This is a genomic window from Tatumella ptyseos ATCC 33301 (genome assembly GCF_000735525.1).
Classification (GTDB): Bacteria; Pseudomonadota; Gammaproteobacteria; order Enterobacterales; family Enterobacteriaceae; genus Tatumella; species Tatumella ptyseos.
This window is the reverse complement of record NZ_JMPR01000004.1, coordinates 92,886-111,892: the sequence shown is the minus strand read 5'-3', so window position 1 is coordinate 111,892 and position 19,007 is coordinate 92,886. Positions and strand designations below refer to the sequence as shown.

At 48.8% G+C, this 19,007-nt stretch carries 15 protein-coding genes and 3 pseudogenes; 8 read left to right on the top strand and 10 right to left on the bottom strand.

Going from position 1 to position 19,007, the window contains the following annotated elements:
* Nucleotides 1-62: 62 nt before the first annotated feature.
* The 7 genes and pseudogenes from GTPT_RS00600 to GTPT_RS00575 form a co-directional block, all read right to left on the bottom strand.
* A complete protein-coding gene (locus GTPT_RS00600) occupies nt 63-638 on the bottom strand; it encodes an Ail/Lom family outer membrane beta-barrel protein (protein ID WP_029989630.1) in 576 nt (191 codons plus the stop codon).
* A 25-nt stretch (nt 639-663) separates the two neighbouring features.
* On the bottom strand, nt 664-1,254 hold the full coding sequence (locus GTPT_RS00595) for a toxin-activating lysine-acyltransferase (RefSeq protein WP_071780091.1): 591 nt from the start codon (nt 1,252-1,254) through the stop codon (nt 664-666).
* A gap of 9 nt (nt 1,255-1,263) precedes the next feature.
* Nucleotides 1,264-2,343 carry a ShlB/FhaC/HecB family hemolysin secretion/activation protein gene (locus GTPT_RS18015; RefSeq protein WP_422396447.1) on the bottom strand — a complete coding sequence of 360 codons (1,080 nt, stop codon included), beginning with the start codon at nt 2,341-2,343 and terminating at the stop codon, nt 1,264-1,266.
* 162 nt (nt 2,344-2,505) lie between these two features.
* Nucleotides 2,506-3,006 (bottom strand): annotated as a pseudogene (locus tag GTPT_RS18010) (POTRA domain-containing protein); the annotation flags it as partial.
* A gap of 309 nt (nt 3,007-3,315) precedes the next feature.
* Nucleotides 3,316-3,828, bottom strand: a pseudogene (locus GTPT_RS00585) (transposase); the annotation flags it as partial.
* A gap of 488 nt (nt 3,829-4,316) precedes the next feature.
* Nucleotides 4,317-4,907, bottom strand: coding sequence for an Ail/Lom family outer membrane beta-barrel protein (locus GTPT_RS00580; protein ID WP_029989625.1), 591 nt, complete (start codon nt 4,905-4,907; stop codon nt 4,317-4,319).
* Between the two features lie 148 nt (nt 4,908-5,055).
* Nucleotides 5,056-5,646 carry a ShlB/FhaC/HecB family hemolysin secretion/activation protein gene (locus GTPT_RS00575; RefSeq protein WP_025903939.1) on the bottom strand — a complete coding sequence of 197 codons (591 nt, stop codon included), beginning with the start codon at nt 5,644-5,646 and terminating at the stop codon, nt 5,056-5,058.
* Nucleotides 5,647-6,533: 887 nt separating this feature from the next.
* On the opposite strand from GTPT_RS00575, the pseudogene GTPT_RS17745 reads away from it, so the two are divergent.
* Nucleotides 6,534-6,654 (top strand): annotated as a pseudogene (locus GTPT_RS17745) (LacI family DNA-binding transcriptional regulator); the annotation flags it as partial.
* Between the two features lie 95 nt (nt 6,655-6,749).
* Here GTPT_RS17745 and GTPT_RS00560 read toward each other — a convergent pair.
* Nucleotides 6,750-8,183: a glycoside hydrolase family 32 protein gene (locus tag GTPT_RS00560; protein ID WP_029989623.1), complete on the bottom strand. Its 1,434-nt coding sequence runs from the start codon at nt 8,181-8,183 to the stop codon at nt 6,750-6,752.
* Between the two features lie 215 nt (nt 8,184-8,398).
* Here GTPT_RS00560 and GTPT_RS00555 point away from each other — a divergent pair, with 215 nt between their 5' ends.
* Both GTPT_RS00555 and GTPT_RS00550 read left to right on the top strand, forming a co-directional pair.
* Entirely contained in the window at nt 8,399-9,319 is a 921-nt protein-coding gene (locus GTPT_RS00555; protein WP_025903942.1) for an aminoimidazole riboside kinase, read from the top strand.
* 60 nt (nt 9,320-9,379) lie between these two features.
* Nucleotides 9,380-10,636 (top strand): MFS transporter, encoded by a 1,257-nt coding sequence (locus GTPT_RS00550; protein WP_025903943.1) that lies wholly within the window; start codon nt 9,380-9,382, stop codon nt 10,634-10,636.
* 186 nt (nt 10,637-10,822) lie between these two features.
* Here GTPT_RS00550 and GTPT_RS00545 read toward each other — a convergent pair whose 3' ends face one another.
* Together GTPT_RS00545 and GTPT_RS00540 are read right to left on the bottom strand one after the other, a co-directional pair.
* Entirely contained in the window at nt 10,823-12,217 is a 1,395-nt protein-coding gene (locus tag GTPT_RS00545) for an amino acid permease (RefSeq protein ID WP_029989620.1), read from the bottom strand.
* Nucleotides 12,218-12,704: 487 nt separating this feature from the next.
* Nucleotides 12,705-13,604, bottom strand: a complete 900-nt coding sequence (locus tag GTPT_RS00540; RefSeq protein ID WP_029989619.1) for a LysR family transcriptional regulator — start codon at nt 13,602-13,604, stop codon at nt 12,705-12,707.
* A gap of 116 nt (nt 13,605-13,720) precedes the next feature.
* Here GTPT_RS00540 and GTPT_RS00535 point away from each other — a divergent pair, with 116 nt between their 5' ends.
* From GTPT_RS00535 to GTPT_RS00515, 5 genes are read left to right on the top strand one after another with little or no spacing between them, the layout of a single operon-like run.
* Nucleotides 13,721-14,494 (top strand): serine acetyltransferase domain-containing protein, encoded by a 774-nt coding sequence (locus tag GTPT_RS00535; protein WP_029989617.1) that lies wholly within the window; start codon nt 13,721-13,723, stop codon nt 14,492-14,494.
* Nucleotides 14,491-15,381, top strand: a complete 891-nt coding sequence (locus GTPT_RS00530; RefSeq protein ID WP_029989615.1) for a VOC family protein — start codon at nt 14,491-14,493, stop codon at nt 15,379-15,381. Before GTPT_RS00535 ends, GTPT_RS00530 begins: the two co-directional genes overlap by 4 nt.
* Nucleotides 15,382-15,393: 12 nt before the next feature.
* Nucleotides 15,394-16,284, top strand: coding sequence for an NAD(P)-dependent oxidoreductase (locus GTPT_RS00525; protein ID WP_029989613.1), 891 nt, complete (start codon nt 15,394-15,396; stop codon nt 16,282-16,284).
* Nucleotides 16,285-16,288: 4 nt separating this feature from the next.
* Entirely contained in the window at nt 16,289-17,806 is a 1,518-nt protein-coding gene (locus tag GTPT_RS00520; RefSeq protein WP_029989611.1) for an aldehyde dehydrogenase family protein, read from the top strand.
* 4 nt (nt 17,807-17,810) lie between these two features.
* Nucleotides 17,811-18,974, top strand: a complete 1,164-nt coding sequence (locus GTPT_RS00515; protein ID WP_029989610.1) for an amidohydrolase — start codon at nt 17,811-17,813, stop codon at nt 18,972-18,974.
* Nucleotides 18,975-19,007: the final 33 nt, after the last annotated feature.

Genomic DNA, 19,007 nt, shown 5'->3' with positions numbered 1-19,007 from the left:
GGTGTTGCCAGGGAATAAGAAAATACAACGCAACATCCCGGCATCCACCGGGATGCCTCAGGTCAGAAGCGGTAGCCTATGCCGATATTGAAACCGTTAATGGCATGGTTTTTATAATCGTCATTGATGCTGGTACCTTCGTAGCCAATATCAATCGCAACGTTGTTAACCGGGTTAATCTGTATGCCAGCCCCATACATAAAGGCGGCTTTAGTCTTCCGGCCATATTCTGTGCCCATATCACGGTAAGAACCGGATTCATAATTCAGCCAGGAAGACGAGTATTTGGCCCGGTCGACATTGATACCCAGCAGGCCATAAACACTCACCAGCGCGTTAAACCGGTAAGCAGGGCCGGCAGACAGAGAAAAGTAATTAATATCTGCTTTGTTATGAATAATATCTTTGGACCCGGAGGGAGAATATTCAGCCTTGCTGGTCATATAAGTAAATGAGCCGATAACACTCAGCGGTGAATTCCACTCATAGCGGTATTTTATATTCACCCCGTTCAGGCCTTTTGCATCCTGTATTTTACTGTGCGCATAGCCCAGAGATACGGTCTGCTCATTTGCCAGCACTGGCATACTCAGGCCCAGACAGGCAGCGAGTATGGAAGCAGTTAATAATACTTTCATCGTTAAGTCCTTTTATTGTTGAGGGTTAGTCCCGGGTGACGGCCTTGTCAGGCTGAAACCCGCGGGTAAGGTATTCCCGTTGACCGTTCGGGAATTCAGGAAGAGGGACCATTAACGGGTTCGCCTCACGCCAGGCGATGGCCTGCTGGTGGCTGACCTGGTCTCCTTTAAAATTGATCACCCGCGGGCCTTTTTCGGCTCCGCGGTGATAAAGCGCGCGTGCGCAGCGTTCAGGAAAAAGTATCCTGCCGAACAGATCGCGCATGGACAGGGTGTCGCCAAAAGGGGCTATCCAGTCGCGGATCCACATTCTTTCGCCGCTGGCCCAGTCCCGCTCCTGCACCATGATCGCCGGTTGTGACAGATAGCGCCGTTCGGCGATATCGTCCAGCCACATCCAGCTCATAAACACCCGTGGCGTTGTGCCGCGACTGACCAGTACATACTGCTGGCGATTAATTAGCGGCAGCAGCACCGTCGGTAGTGCATGGATCGGCAGATCCCGATGCTGCGGTGAGTGCATCCACAGCCAGACGGCAGCGCCGAAAGCTTCTGCCTCGCTCATTTCCCCGCCGATGATCATCGGTGAATGCACATCATAAGGACCGGTCTTCATCTCTGCCTCTCAGTACTGCCAGTTAAGGTTAAAACCGAGCGATACCGGGCTGGTTTTGAAACCTTCAGGTTTGGAGAACGGCACGGCGGCAAACAGGTCATAACCGGTGTTAAATGCCGAGCCGCGGATACCGAGGGCGCCCCCGGCCAGATGGTTACCTACCAGATTTTGCGTGCCATTGCCCCCCGTTTCACCGTAATCAACGCCCAGATAGAGTTCCTGCAGCGGGACCGGTGTCGCCAGGGCGATTTCATTGCGCACGAACCAGCCGCGATCGGCATTCAGCGAACGCTCACCGTCAAAACCGCGCACTGTCCAGCGGTTACCGATAGCAAACTGATCCTGTGGCGTCAGCGGGGTGGTGCTGAACTGGCGCTGGTATTGTAGGTTATAACGGAGTTTCTGCTTCGCCAGTGTGAAGGGGAGATCGAGCTGAGACGATATGCGGATAATTTTGCTCAATGCCGTGGCATCCCCGAAATTTTCTTCCGGAGCAGGCAGGGCGCCGAACCAGCGGGTACCTCGCTGATAACTGATACCTGCATCCAGCGTGGCCCGGGCAATATAATGGCGATGTTGCAGCCCGATACGCCAGGCGGCGGTATACCGCCGCTGCACTTCAACTTCGGTATCGTTGATATAGTTTTTCGATTCGCGGGCCAGCACATCGTAAGTCAGGGTGGTTTTCTGACTGCCGTTACGATGCAGCACACGGCTGACCCGGAAATCGATATTGCTGCTTATTCCGCTGTAACGATAATCACTGTTCAGGCCGGCGACCGTCTGGTGATAGCGATAACGGTTGGCGGTGATGCCCGACATCCAGTAACCGGCAGGAACCGAATAGTGGCCGGTGATATTCCCCGAACCTTTTCCGCGTTGACTGTCCAGACTGCTGCTGGCGGAAATATAGGCTAAATCGCTGAGCGAAAAGGGGTTATCCAGAAACAGTGTCAGCCCCCCCTGATAACGGCCGGTACTACGGGTTCCGGAGTCATCCAGCGAAGCGGCAACCCGCCACAGACGCCGTTGCTGCCAGTGCAGGGCAATATCACTCTCACCTGGCTGACCGCCAGGCAGGATTTCCATGCTGGCCTGCACCGAAGGCAACCGCTGTAAATTCTCCAGCCCCTGTTCGATGTCGCGCAGATCCAGAAGAGTACCGTTGCGGACGGGGAATGCGTTATACAGCGTAACGTAGTGGCCGCTGTCCGGTGTCAGTGTGAGCTGGCGGATAGCCCCCGGGATCACTCTTAGCTTCAGTTCGCCGCCGGTGAGATCCTGCGGCGGGGCCAGCACGCGGGTCGTGATATAGCCGTGATCCACCAGACGGTTTTGCAATGTGCTCATCAGCAGGTTGATGCCTTTTGCGCCCAGACAGTGACCGATCGCCTGGTGGCTGAGACGTTGCAACGGTAACCAGTGCAGCAGGGTATCAGTGCCCGAAAGAGTGACCCGGGAAAGAGTAAAACACGGGGTTTCCTGCGGAAAAATTATCCGCCCGTGACGGCCGGCAGACGGAGACAGGCGAACATCGGGGACCGTCGGGGTCAGACGCTGCTCTAATGCCCGCTGTTGCTCCTGCTGATGGATCCATTGTCTGTCACCCGTGTTCAATGCGGGCGGTGACCCGGGGACGGGCGGCTGAAGAACCGGTGCGGGTAATACCGGCAAGGCCAGTAACGGCAGCGGTAAGAGGATCAGCAGAATAAGATAAGCGCGGCATCGTGCCGCATTTAGCGTAAAAATCATGACATATCCTTGTCAATGAAGCGTAAATATCCATTTATGCTTTAAATACATTCATAAAATGGCACTTATTGCAGAAGTTAGCAATGAGCAGTTTTTTTAATATACAGGGCGCTTCACATAATTAATTGATATATGCCTGACCTGTAATGGTTCAGAGAGGGAACAGAAAAGAGTATTTTTTCATCGGGCTGCTTATTTCTGTTTCCTGCCGCTGTACGTGCTGCTTCTTCTGTTTACCGGATGTTGTGGGCCGGGGGCGCGTCTTCCGGGGATCAGCAATGCTCAATCTGAGTGGAAAACAGCCCTGTATTACCTGAATAGCTGCGGCTGATATCGCTTCACATTTGCCAGCCCATGTTTGCCTCCGGGGAATGGACTGACAATTTCCACAAAATGGTGAACCTTTCTCAGCAACTACCACATTGGACGGCACTGATGATACCGGGTTATCGTGTCGTGCAAAGCCTGCTATAACCGTTTAACGTGATCCACCCACGGCGGGTTAACGGGCTGATAAATTACCCTGAATTTCGGGTTTACTGTCAGCCAGTGCTGTGTTCCACGGCTCTTATGGATGATGTAGTTATCGACATTAAGGGTGACCGTTTTAGCACGAGGGTAACCTGCCTTGAAGTTTTTAAGCATACTGATAAAAAACACCGAACTTTTGCAGCTACCTCCAACGTAGCTGGCTTTGCCAGTACCGCGGTGCAGCGCCCTGGCCTGGGCGTATTTTTCCTTCAGCCCCGGTGTGATCACACGCTTTTGCTGTCCGCGCAGTTGTCAGTCTGCCCCGGTTTTGGGATGAAGGTGGATACCCACTTATGATCGGCATCGTTCAGTCCGGTTGATGATTATGGCTGGTTTGGCGATTTATTCAGATCGCACAATCAGGGCTGAGTTCCCTTTAAGTGATCGACTATACCGCGCAGCTATTTAGCCGTGAGGCAGGGAGAAAATATTTTTTCGGTTCAGATTGCCATTGGCTCCGGCGAAGGGAATATTCTTTTCAGGTTTTATGGAAGACCCGATTTTTCCTAAAAACGACCCGTGTCTGCTTATTATTAAGTATCATTTCATTCCCGGGGTAAAATGTGTCTTTCATTATGGGATTGATAATATCAATAGTCCGTAAACCATAGGTATTAAGAGAAAATTATCATTTCATAACCTGAGTGGTTATTTTAGTCAGTGCTGTCCGGCATCGGTGGGGTTTTTATAGGAGGGTATTCCCTGATCCCGCTATCAGGCGGTTATAAAATCAGGGAATAAAAAAATCAACATCCCGGCAGTGACCGGGATGTATCAAATCAGAACCGATAGCCTACGCCAATATTGAAACCATTAGTCGTGAATTTTTTATCGCTAATATTAACGGAGGAAGCTTCGTAGCCAATATCAATGGCAATGTTGTCAATCGGGTTTATTTGCACACCAGCACCATACATGAGGAACGTTTTGGTTGACTGTAGATCTTGATCGGTACTGCGATTCGAGCCGGTAATACTTTCCCAGGTAGAAGTTGCGTGGGATTTATTATAATTAATCCCGAGCAGACCATAGACACTCAGCCAGGAGTTTAACCGGTATGCGGGGCCGGCAGACAGAGAAAAATATTTAACATCCATATTTATATTAACAATATCGCCCATATCAAAAGATTTTTTAGTATTGCTGTTCAGGTACGTGAATGAACTTATCACACTCAGTGGTGAACCCCAGTCATAACGGTATTTTACATTCACTCCGTTAAGGTTTTTTATACCCTCCATGCCCATGTCTATGCCCATGTTAATGTTACTGTGCGCATAACCCAAAGAAACCGTCTGATCACTTGCCAGTACTTGCGTACTCATTCCCAGACAGGCGGTTAATACAGAAGCCATGAACAATACTTTCATAGATAAGTCCTTTTATTTTTTGTGGGTTAATATTGGGTTCATACCGTTTCAGGTTGAAACCCATGGGTGAAGCATTCCCGTATCCCCTCCGGGGTATTCAGGAAGAAAAACCATTAATCAGGGTCTGATTTGCATCTCTGCCTTAGTCTTACAGGTTGAAGTCAGCACTGAGTGACATAGGGTTAGTTTCGAAACCCTCAGGTCCGTAGAATGGCACCGCGGAAAAAAGGTCATCGCCTTTTTTAAATGCCGAACCGTGAATACCAATCGCGCCACCGGCCAGGGGATTACCTGCCAGATATTGTGTGCCATTATTACCCATTTCGCCGTAATCAACGCTCAGATAGCGTTGCTGTGCAGCAACCGGCATAGCCCGGAGGATATCATTATGTATCCACCCGCTTCGATCGGCGTTCAGCGTGCGCTCACCGTTAAAACTGCGTACCGCCCGGCGTGGGCTGATAGCAAACGGATCCTGAGAGAAAATCATATGGCTAACTCTGCCGGGAGGCGGAGAAAGGCGAATGTCGGGTGCATTCGGAGTCAGGGACTGCTCAGATGGAGGCAGCACCTGCTGATGAGTCAATGACTTGTCACCCGCATTCAGGGCTTGCAGAGAGCCGGGAACGGGTGTCTTCAAAGACACAGGGTGTACCGGGGCTGCAAACACAAACAGCGGTAGTAATGTCAGCAGAGTAAGATATGCGCGGTATCGCGCCAGATTCGCACCAAAAATCATGACATATCCTTGTCAATGAAGCGTAAATATCCATTTTATGCTTTAAATGCATTTATAAAATGACACTTTTTTTATAATTTAGCAATATGTTGTTTGCTAACTGAGCATGCGATGCCGGCTGCCTGACAACATGGCGCAGAGCCAGTAACGGTTTTCCCGTGGAGTCAGAAAAGGTAATTTTTTCACAGAACCGTGCGTAGCGGTTGCCTGGCGCCGGGCCTATCGTCTGAATAATACTTTTCTCTAAGGGGTCTGATGAGGTCACTCATACTCACTGGCGGGGAAAGCGATGCCGCCGACCTGTCTCCGGGAAGCTGCCCTTAAAATCCGGGGAAGGGGATCTGAAAGGCTACGTCAGAACAATCATTCATTGGCCTTAAAATGACGCAAACATCAGTGAATTCGGCGGATAATTGTCGTGTGCGGAGTCAAGGTCCGGATTAAATCATATCTGTTCCAATGCCGGGTCTGTATATCATTCCTCGCAGCAGGGACAGCCACCTGGCAGGCCATCGAGCTTCGCCGTATTTTTAAAAAGTGTCACCGAAATTGTCATGATGGCGACTTAAAAAGACGTTTAACATATCGGTTTATATTGCTTAATACCGGCTATTTCTTATCGGGGGATCATCTGCTCCATGGATAAGATGTGAGAATATAATAAGGCTTCCGGATATTAGTTTTCCCAGCTATTTCATAGAGATAATGTAACAGGTACCTTTTACCGCTTTTCTCTGTCTGAATCCATCATCTGTCGTGGGGTTGTTTAAACGCCGTAAGCCAGCCTCTTTGCCGGGACAGAGAGCAATCTCCCGGTTCAGGGATAGCGCAGGGACAGGATGGGAGGGGATTGCTACAGTACCGTTTTTGCGGTCAGCGGGTAAAATATGACTTCACTGAAAGATGTTTGCGCGTCTTGCGGGCGTCTCAATGATGACCGTTTCCCGGGTGATGAATAACTCTGTTTCTGTCCGGGCGGACACCCGGGACCGCGTGTTACAGGTGCTGCTGGCGAAAGGGATCCGTATCCCTCAGGACGTAGCGAGGGCAGCCGCAAGCGCCTTCATTGCCCGCAGCTGCTCCGCTATTCCGCCTGAGGAGGGTTAACGCAGTGACCAGAGAGCGCCCGTCATCAGCCCGGCCTTACCACCGGCAGCGTAGAGGGTAAGTTGTCGCTCTCCGGGCCGCGGATAGATCCGGCTACTGAGCACTGCTTCGCCATCATTGACGAAGACTTCTGCGGAAGACATGTCCAGAAAAATCCTCAGGGACAGCGACTCCTCCGGAGGTAACGCAATACTGCGATACCCATCAATATGCTCTTCCGGGCTGTGACGCCAGAGTATCAGCCGGCCCGCCTGATTATCGACATATAACTGCAGGCTGCTCCCGAGCCTGAGTCCGTAATGTTCGGCATCGCTTTTCCGCAGATCCCACTCCAGCGTGACTTCCACCGCCTGTGCGTTCTCATGTAATACGCACGTTTCGGTGATTTCCCCGGCGGCGATCCCCTGATGTGGCCCGCGCAGCGTTTCGGCTTCCCGCACCGGGCGCTGGATCAGTTTACCTTCACGTTCGGAGAGTTCACGGGCCAGCGTCAGGCAGCCGGACCAGCCTTCCTTTTTGGAAGGCATAACAGCTCCCCACATATCCATCCAGCCAATAATTACACGTCTGCCGTCACTGGCCGTAAAGCTTTGCGGGGCGTAAAAATCATGGCCATTATCAAGTTCGGTAAAAGGGCCTGAGGGGATAAAATCACTCCCCGGAGACCATTGACCCGGGATGATCCCGCTCTGGAACAGGTTACGTTTCTGGTAACCTTCCGGCGACATCCCCTGGGGGGAAAACATCATATAATGGTGTTTTCCGAGTCCGAAAAGATCCGGACATTCCCACATATAGGTTTCACCGTCACCGGCCTGACCGAGCACGCGATCAAAGGTCCATTCACGTAACGAACGGCCACGGTAAAGCAGGATCTGCCCGGTATTGTCCGGGGTTTTTGCCCCGACCACCATCCACCAGTTGCCGTCCTGCTGCCATACTTTCGGGTCCCGAAAATGCATAATGCCTTCCGGAGGCATTAACACAACCCCCTGTTTCTCGAAATGCACGCCGTCCCGGCTGGTGGCCAGGCATTGTACCTGACGGATTTCAGCATCATTGCCTTCCCCTGCCAGCCAGACATGGCCGGTATAGATCAGCGACAGAACGCCATTATCGTTGACGGCACTGCCGGAAAAACAGCCGTCCTTATCTTCATTGTCGCCCGGCGCCAGGGCGATAGGTTCATGATGCCAGTGCACCATATCTTTGCTGGTCGCATGTCCCCAGTGGATAGTTCCCCAGTTCTCATTTAACGGATTATGCTGATAAAACGCGTGGTAGCGGTCGTTAAACCAGATCAGTCCGTTGGGGTCATTCATCCATCCCGCCCGGGGGGCGAGGTGGTAATGCGGGTAAAAGGTGTCACCGCGACGGCAGCAAAGCTCTTCAAGCGCCTTCTGCGCCTTATCCGGACGGGATTGAGTCATATTCATTATCCTGATTCAGTAAATTCACCTGATTGTTAACGTTAACCATGACAAAGATAAAGCCGCTGAGTGTGCTTTTTGTGATGTTATTCGCAAATGTTAACGTTAACCACCCGGATTTGTGATCGAATATGCATATTGCCGATAATTCGCAACGTATTTCGGATAAAGCAGTTTATCAATGTGCTTATGCAGGATAAGCACAGGATAAAAACATGTCAGTTAATGTGTGGGTGTTAGGGGATGCGGTGGTGGATCTGTTACCGGAGGCCGATGGCCGGCTACTGCCGTGCCCCGGAGGAGCACCGGCCAATGTGGCTGTCGGTATCGCCAGGCTGGGTGGCCGCAGTGGCTTTATCGGCCGGGTGGGGAGTGATCCTTTTGGTGCGCTGATGCAAAGGACACTGATGGCAGAGGGCGTGGATACCGCTTACCTGACTAAGGATAAATGGCACCGGACGTCGACCGTACTGGTGTCGCTTGAACAGGGTGAACGGTCATTCACCTTTATGGTTCGTCCGTCCGCTGATCTGATGCTGGAAAAAACCGATCTGCCCCGATGGCATCGCGGTGAATGGTTACATCTCTGTTCGATTGCCTTATCGGCTGAACCCTCGCGGAGTAGTGCATTGGCCGCGATGTCAGCACAACGGCATGCCGGCGGCTTTGTCAGTTTTGACCCGAATATTCGCCAGGATCTCTGGCCGGATACCCGACGATTACACCAGTGCCTGCAACAGGCGCTGCAGCTTGCCGATGTCGTCAAACTTTCAGAAGAAGAACTCACCTTTATCACCGGAGAGCCGCTCAGCGATCAGGTTATCCGCACGCTGGCGACCGGAAATGATATCCGCTTGTTACTGGTCACCCGGGGAGGCGAAGGGGTTGAGGTTTTCTGCCGGGGGAACGTCCGTCATTTCCCGGGCATGCCGGTGACCTGTATCGACAGTACCGGTGCAGGGGATGCCTTTGTGGCCGGCTTACTGGCCTGGCTGGCGGCAAAAGGCTTTCCGGAGAATGAAGAAGAATTACAACAAATGATCGACCAGGCCCAGTGGTGTGGTGCGCTGGCGGTAACAGCAAAGGGGGCGATGACGGCACTGCCCCGCCGACAGGCATTGGCTCAGGGAAAGTAACAGGAAAACCGCGCTTCCCATGGACAGGATTTCCATTTCATTAACGACAGGCAGGTGATTATGACGCTGAATATTCCCTTCAGAAATGCATACTACCGTGTTGCTTCCGGTTACTCATTTCTCTTTTTTATTTCCTGGTCATTATGGTGGTCGCTGTATGCCATCTGGCTGAAAGGTCACCTGGGGCTGACAGGCACTGAATTAGGGACGCTGTACTCCGTTAATCAGTTCACCAGTATGCTGTTTATGGTGGTCTACGGCATTATTCAGGACAAACTCGGCCTGAAGAAAACGCTGATCTGGTGTATGGGGATCGTGCTGATCCTGACCGGGCCGTTTATGATTTATATTTATGAGCCGCTGCTGCGTAGCCACTTTTCGGCGGGCCTGATGCTGGGGTCACTCTTTTTCGGGCTGGGGTATCTGGCCGGTAGTGGTCTGCTGGACAGCTTCACCGAGAAAATGGCCCGCAGTTTTCACTTCGAATACGGGACTGCCCGTGCCTGGGGGTCTTTCGGTTATGCCGTCGGGGCATTTTTTGCCGGTATCTTTTTCAGTATTAATCCTCATATCAATTTCTGGCTGGTGTCGTTATTCGGTCTCGCGTTTATAGCGATCAATTCCCGGGCGAAATTTCAGCCTCAGCATTGTGTGACGACCGGGGAAGGCCGCGTAAAAAAAGAGGATTTCCTCGCGGTGTTTAAAGATCGTAATTTCTGGATCTTCGTGCTGTTTATTGTCGGGACCTGGTCTTTTTATAATATCTATGACCAGCAACTGTTCCCGGTCTTTTATGCCGGCCTGTTTGAATCTCATGATGTCGGCACACGTGTTTACGGCTATCTCAACTCGTTCCAGGTCATTCTGGAAGCACTTTGTATGCTGGTGGTCCCCTTCTTTGTGAACCGCGTTGGCCCTAAGAATGCGTTACTGCTGGGGGTGGTGATTATGATGCTGCGGATCCTGTCCTGCGCGCTGTTTGTTAACCCTTATATTATTTCGCTGGTGAAGTTATTGCATGCGATAGAAGTGCCGCTGTGTGTGATTGCTGTGTTCAAATACAGCGTCGCCAATTTTGATAAACGGCTCTCTTCGACGATCTTTCTGGTGGGATTCCAGATTGCCAGTTCCATAGGGATTATTTTCCTGTCTGCGCCGATCGGGATCCTGTTTGATAACGCAGGTTACCGGACCGTGTTTTTCGCCATCTCCGGTATTGTGTTTCTGATGTTACTGTTCGGAATGGTGTTACTCAGTAAAAAACGGGAGCGTCCTCAACCTGTGCCTGCGGCAGACACTGCGGCCGGGGCAATATAGAACCGCAATAGCCGCGGGGGGAGATATTCATCCCGATGTATTTGCCGGTAATAACGACCATGGAGGTCATTTATTACCGGCATTCGGAAGTGAGTTCCGATGGCCTCTTTGCCGTAAGTTGCCTCCCGCATAAGCGTGCAATTGCGGGAATGTGATGAGGCACCTTATGAGAGGACACTGTAACTGTTAGTGACTGCTGGCTCTCTGTGTTATCTCTCTGTGAAGAGCAGGCTGACGATTATAGCCAAATAAATAATAGAAAAGAGTTAGCATACCGATCCATCCCAACCCGACAACGACTGCCCCGCGTAATTCAGGTTGCATTAACATGATAATTAATACACCAAACATAAACAGCAGTGCCAGTATGGAGCTAAGTGGATATAAAGGAACCAGTAGAAGAGTTTTTGCCTTATCCTGAGCGGAAAGTCCGGCACGAAACCTGAGCTGAGAGAACAGGATGATGATCCAGGTCCAGATAGAGGCAAAGGTAGATACCGCGCTTAACCAGACAAAGACTTCCCTGGGGGCGAGGTAATTGAGTGCTACTCCGATAAGCAGCATGATTACAGAAAAAGTAATCGCAGGCACCGGGATACCTCGCTTGTTAATCTTTTTGAATACTGCTAGTGCATGACCTTGTTCTGAAAGATTTAACAGCATACGACCTGTGCTGAAAATACCGCTATTACAGGACGAGAGCGCAGCAGTAATCACGACAAAATTAATGATTCCGGCAGCTGAAGGTATACCCATTTTTTCAAAAGTCATCACAAAAGGACTGCCCTGAGTACCAAGTTCATTCCAGGGATAAATAGACATTATGATAAATAAAGCGCCGACATAGAAAATAAGGATACGCCAGAAAACGGTATTAACAGCTTTACTTATTGATTTCTCGGGTTCTTTAGCCTCTCCTGCTGCAATTCCTAACATCTCAATACCGCCGTATGAGAACAGGACGAGCGGCAGGGCCATCAGGAGGCCACTCACTCCTGCCGGAAAAATGCCACCGTGAAGCCATAAGTTATGGATACCGGTAGCAATACCATGATTTCCTAATCCGAAAATAATCGCACCCAGACCAGAAATGATCATTAATACAATGGTGACAATTTTTATCATGGCGAACCAGAATTCAAATTCGCCGTAAAATTTTACTGAGAAATAGTTAACGCTGGCCATAATAATGAGAGCCGAACATGCCCAAATCCAGTTAGCCACATCGGGAAACCATACATGCATATAAATCCCGACAGCAGTAATTTCCGCCATACAGGTGACTATCCACATAAACCAGTATGTCCAGCCGGTAAGGTAACCCGTCAGTGGACCCAGGAAATTCCTGGCGTAGCGGCTAAAAGAACCTGATACAGGGTTAGTGATTGCCATTTCACCGAGAGCCCGCATGACAATAAAAATAGCCAGGCCGCCAACCAGGTAGCCGATCAGTATTGAAGGGCCTGCTATTTTTATCGCAGTGGCAGATCCAAGAAACAATCCGACACCAATGGCTGCCCCCAAAGCCATAAGACTAAGGTGACGCCCTTTTAGTCCGCGTTTTAGTTCACCTTGTTGCATAGAAATACATCTCCTGCTTATCGGTTATTGAGTCAATGTGTTTTATATAAGTAAGGTATCAGTTACTGACAGGGGGTTTCTAAAGCAAGATATAAGCCAGGTATGATTAATTGGTTAGTAATATAAGTAATTAACGCCAAGGTGGTTGTGTTATTTTGTGTCTACTTATTGAGTTCTAAGGTTTTTTGTTTTTCTTAAAGTTTAACTGAGGGTGGTTTATTTGTTTTCTTTGGTTTTGTTTTATGTCTGATAACTTTTTATATTGCACTTAAATGGTGATTTATAGTTTATTTTGGTGCATCATCTTTATATTTTTTATTTTATTTAAACGCATTCGCACCCTTTATTTTAAATAGAGGGTGTTTATATTTAATTATAATGTAAGTGAAGGATACCATGTGTTCGGATATTCCGTGATAGTTTCTATTCAGATTATTGTTGCTATAATCAGAACGCACCTTACCCCTTGGCCTGGCATGGGTAAGAGTCATCCCTTGAACAGCGTGCTGAGTATCTGTTGCAGTAATTTGTTTACACCACTCCCCAACTGTCGTCCGAGTCGCGTGACAATGTGGGTTTCCGTTGCGGAGAAAAAGTTATGATGTAATGGCAATGCAACAAGTTGTTTATCCGCCACTTCTTTTTCGACCATAAAGCTGGGTAACAGGGTGAGCCCGCCATCTCTGGCATAGGTTTTCAGCAACATAAGGTTATTACATACCAGGGTCGGATCAAGACTAATACCAGTGTCTTCCTCAACGACAGTGACTATCTGCCGGATACCATGTGAAACCCTTGTCAGTGCAATTCTGTATTGTGTCAGGGTATGCATTTCAATCCGTTCATTTACAGATGCTATCGGATGTTCAGGATGCGCGATAACGCATAACGGATGGATAAATGATTGGTGAGAGCGGAGCTTTGTATCGCGAGCGGGGTTAAAGAGAATACCGATATGGGCTTCATCTTCTGCGATAGCCCGGATAACCTCATTACTTCCGCAGACTTCAACCTGAATACGTATACCAGGATAGCGGCACGAAAATGCAGAGATTATGGTAGATACACTGTCGATATATCCCTCTCCAATCGCCAGTGTAATGCTTCCGGAGTGTAGCCCGCGCAATGATTGTAATGAATCCAGTAGCAATTCCTGCTGTGCAACATGCTGATGATGATATTCTAATAGCCTTTCTCCCGCCTCTGTCGGGTTTATTCCTCTGCGATGTCGTTCGATTAATGGTGTAAATAACTCCTGTTCCAATTGTGAGATTTGGCGGCTAACTGCCGATGGCGCTACGTTCAGATAGTCAGCCGCTGCTCTCACACTTTTAAGCCTGACAGCTTCGAACAAGTATTTAATTCTGTGGTCATTGATTCCGCTCATAACACCCCTTATCTGTGTTGCCTTAAACGCAACAAATTATAGAATTTGTGAATATTGTATGAAATTAACACTGAAGTCTATAGTGTGGTTAACTTTTATCTGAGAGGTTTGATGATATGTTATGGGATTTAATTCGGGAACAAGCTGTAGGAATGTTAAGCATTAATCCACGACTGTCTGATTACCTCAATTCTTACATTCTCGATTTTGACGATTTCAATGATGCTCTGGCATTCCATGTAGCAGAAAATTTGGGTAAACAAGTTCGTCAGATTGATATTGAAAGCTGGTTCTCAGAAGTTCTCGCTGCAAACCCTTCAATTTACCAGGCCACTGAAAAAGATATTTTAAAATTAGTTACCGTTAATCCTGCATGTCCGGATGAATTAACCGGGTTATTAACTTCCCGTGGAATAATCGCAGCGGCAGCACAACGTATTTCTCACTGTATTTATCTGACAGGGGATATTCGTAGCGCAGCTTTGGTACAGAGTTGGATTGCCTTGCAAATGAATATTGATATTCATCCTGCCGCAGTCTTAGGCGCCGGGTTATTTATTGACCATGGGATAGGGATTGTGATCGGTGAAACGGCCATCGTCGAAGATGATGTCAGCATCTGGCATGGTGTTACTTTGGGCAGCACGCTCAGAGAAGCAGGTGACAGGCATCCAAAAATAAGAAGGGGCGCTTTGCTATGTGCTGGCGCGTCGGTGCTGGGCAACATTGAAATCGGAGAAGGCGCGATAGTTGCTGCAAATGCAGTCGTCACGAAAACGGTTCCCGCAAAAGTTATTGTCGCCGGGTGTCCCGGTAAAGTGCTGGGAGCAGTCCCGGATGAGCTGAATACTCTTACATCAAAGACAGTTAAAAATAAGGAATTCTCATGACAGCCCCGAACCAGAAACGTTTCGGTATCGATCATCCTTTGGTTACCGTCAAAGACCATGCGAGTGCGCTTGAAGGGTATATGAAAATGGGATTTGCACCTTCTCCCGTCAGTTATCACCCATGGGGTACGGTGACATCGCTTATGATGTTTCCGGATAATTTTATTGAACTTATCGGTGTTGATGACCCTGCTAAATTCGGAACGAATGCGGTTGATGGATTTTGTTTCGGACGCCAGCTGGACTCTTTCCTCTCCCGGGATCAGGAAGGAATTTATCTTGTTGCTCTACATAGTAAAAATGCCAACGCCGATGATGAATTTCTCCGCAATCAGGGATTAAAAGGGCAAGGGAGGATCGATTTTCGACGCAAAATGACTCTTCCGGACGGGACTCCTGATGAAGCAGTGGTTTCGCTGGGACTGTTTGTCGATCCAGAGTTGCCGGATGCCTCAAACTTTATCTGTCAGCAACATAGACCTGAACTTATATGGGTACCTGGCTGGCAGAACCACCCGAATGGCGTCAATGGCATCACGGCAGTGACCTACCTGGCAGAACCTTCCGAGCTGTCCGGGCGGTGGCGGGCTATTTACGGAGACCGCGTCACTTTAGATGACGGGGTTCTGACTGCTGATACCGGATGCGGAATTCTTCGTGCGATGAATGCAGCGACAGTAGAACATTACTACCCGGGCATTCCCTTACCTTCCGGAAAATCTAATGAGCCTCACGGGATAGCTATCTCTATGAGCACGAAAACACCCGATGTGCTTAAGGAGATATTGACGTTACAAAATATACCCTTCGCGACGGTTAATGGCAGCATCGTGGTTGCTCCGGAATGGACAGGTAATGTCATTTTCGAATTTCATGAATATTTATAAACAGGGGGAATTATGTCCGAAAATACCGGCGTCATTGGATTAGGTAATATGGGTGCAGGTATGGCATCCACACTGCATAAAAAAGGTTTTTCTGTCATTGGTTACGATCTATCTGAACAGGCAAGAGGCCGTCTGCAGGAGAAGGGGGTTTCTTGTGTTGATAGCTGTGAAACATTATTAAAACAAGTCAGTATTGTCATCCTTTCCTTACCTAAATCTGAGCATGTTGAAGCTGTTTGTCTGAAGGATGGCGGGATTGGCACTTATGGTCAGCCAGGCTTAATTGTCATCGACACAACGACTTCTACCCCGGAAGTCAGTCGGCGGGTAGCCTCCTGCCTCAAAGAAAAAGGGATAGGGTTCGTTGATGCGCCTGTCTCCGGCGGTCCGGCAGGTGCGGCCGCCGGAACGATGGCAATGGTTATTGGGGCAGAAGAAGAACAACTGACTAAAATTATGCCGGTTTTAAAGGCAATGAGCAGTACTCAAATTCATATTGGCAGTTGCGGGGCAGGTAATGTTGCAAAAATTGCCAATAATTTGCTTTGTGCGACTCATCTTATTGCTACGGCAGAAGCCCTCTCGATGGCAGCAAAAGCCGGGGTCGATCCGCAAAAAGTGTTGAACGGTATCAATGCCGGTTCGGGGAGTAGTTCGGTCAGCAAAGTATCGTTTGAAAAATGGATCCTGAATAAAGCTTATAATTCAGGATTCACAATGGCGTTGATGCGTAAAGATGTCGGGCTGGCAAACACGCTGGCTGAACAGTTAGACCTTCATTTACCGCTATCTTCTTTTGTCGGTCAGCAATGGCATAAAAGTATTGCCACTATTCCGGATAATGAAGACTTCAATTATATCGTCACCCAAACAGACGAAAGTCTATTTTCCCGTGGAGAATAACCTAATGAATAATGAAAGACTTCAGAAACTACTTGCCTATTACTTACCAGCAGAATGCGGTGTTGCCAGTTTAGTGGGTGGTCAATTTATTCGTGGTAACGGTGAAATAATCAGAGTCCGGAAAGCGCATGATGGTAGTGAACTTTACTCATACCGTGATGCAGATGAAGCATTAATCCCTCAACTCGCTGATGCCACAAAAAATGCCGGTACCGCCTGGTGGGCGCTGACCGCTCAGGCCCGGGGGCGGATAATGTATCAGATTGGAGCGGAGGTTCGTAAGGAAGCTGCCAATATCGCTGAAATTGAAGCCATTGCTTCAAACAAGCCGGTCAGGGATGCTATCGGTGAAGTACAGAAAGTCGCAGAGATGTTTGAATATTATGCCGGCTGGACAGATAAACTCCATGGAGAAGTGATTCCTGTACCTACCACACATCTTAATTATGTCACTTATGAACCTCTGGGGACGGTTCTGCAAATCACTCCCTGGAACGCTCCTGTGTTTACAGCGGGCTGGCAGATAGCACCTGCAATTGCTGCAGGGAATGCGGTGATCCTTAAGCCGTCAGAGCTCACATGTTTAACCTCTTTGGTACTGGGCATTCTGATCGAAAGGGCTGGCGCACCAAAAGGCCTGGTCAATATTGTTGCAGGATATGGACATACTATAGGCCAGTCACTCATTGCAAAAGCGCCTATCCGTAAGGTTGTCTTTGTCGGTTCTCCTGCTACCGGACGTCATATTGCTGTAGCCGCAGCGCAACGCTGTATTCCTGCGGTGCTCGAACTAGGGGGGAAATCGGCCAATATTATTTTTGATGATGCAGATTGGGATAAAGCATTGCGCGGAGCCCAGGGAGCCATTTTTGGTGGGGCAGGACAGAGTTGTGTTTCCGGCTCCCGGTTACTTATCCAGGAAAATATTTATCATATGTTTGTAGCAGATATGGCGACAGCCTCTGCAAAATTTAAAGTCGGTAATCCGGAAGACTCTGAGACTCAGATTGGCCCGATTAATAACGAAAAGCAATATAAGCATGTCTGTAATATGCTTAATAAAGCCAAAAATGAAGGCGCTGTAGTTGCCGGAGAATTTACTGTTCCGGTACCGGACTCTGAGGGATTCTATATTAATCCAACGATTCTGACAGGGCACAATGACATGTATGTCGCACAGGAAGAAATTTTTGGGCCAGTCGTTGTTGCAATCCCTTTTAAGGATGAAGCCGATGCTATCCGAATCGCTAACGAAAGCCGTTTTGGTCTGGCCGGGGCTGTATGGACGAAGGATGTCGGTCGGGCTCATCGTGTTGCGAAGCAAATTAAAGCAGGGACTTTCTGGATTAACGGTTATAAAACTATCAATGTCAGTTCACCTTTCGGAGGATACGGCGAGAGTGGATACGGGCGTTCTTCCGGGCTTGAAGCCTTACGGGAGTATAGTGAGGTTAAAAGTGTTTGGGTAGAAACTGCCGAAAACCCACTGGTTAATTTCGGCTACGGGGCACAGGAGAAATAAACCCATGACAATCCCCACAGAACTTATTGCCGAGGCAATTTCCTGGAGACATGAATTTCATGCTAACCCTGAACTTGCCTATGAGGAATACCGGACATCAGCAAGAATTGCTGAGTTACTGAAAAGTTTTGGTCTGGAAGTGAAGGTCGGGATAGGGGGGACCGGTGTTGTAGGTACGCTTCGTCATGGTCAGGGGCCATCCGTGGGTCTCAGGGCTGATATTGATGCCCTGCCCCTTGACGAGTTAGGGAGTATTTCTCATCGCTCCCTGACGCCAGGATGTATGCATGCGTGTGGTCATGATGGACATACGGCCATATTACTGGCTACCGCAAAATTGTTGAGTGAAACGCTGGATTTTCATGGCACGCTATATTTTATTTTCCAGCCAGCGGAAGAAGGGCTTGCCGGGGCGAAAGCGATGATTGACGATGGTCTGTTTACTGACTTCCCGATGGACAGCATCTATAGTTTGCATAACTGGCCAGGTCTCGATGTCGGTTATGCCGGCATCAATGAAGGCGCGATGATGGCTTCGCTGGATACCTTCGATATAACAATCACAGGTAAGGGATGCCATGCAGCGATGCCTGAGTGCGGGACAGATAGCATATTGGTTGCAGCTGAGCTGGTTCTGCGGTTGAATACGATTGTTTCGCGCCAGTTATCGCCGTTATCAAATGCCGTGCTGAGTATTACTCAGATACATGCCGGGGATGCATACAATATATTACCTGAGAAGGTTGTCCTCCGTGGCACGGTACGATGCCTGCAACCAGAAACGCGTGAAGTGATTGAAAATTTAATAAGTAAAACAGTAGCTTCAGTAGAAAAACAAGGAGAGGTCAGTACGCATTTCTGTTTTACCCGGGGGTATCCCGTAACACTTAATCACAGCAAAGAAGCAGATAACGTCCGTAAAGCGGTGATCATGGCGCGTGGTGAGTCTCGGGTTCGCTGGAATATACATCCATCTATGGCCTCTGAAGATTTCTCTTACATGCTGGAGAGCTGTAAAGGGGCTTATTTTTGGTTAGGAGCCCGGGAAGAAGATGCGAGCACTCATCATCCATTGCACAGCCCGTATTATGATTTTAACGATAATATTATAGAAGATGGTATTGCTATCTGGCAGGCACTGGTAAGTAATCTTCTCAGTAAATTATAAGACTTTATTCTTATGTATGAGTGTTTATGTCTT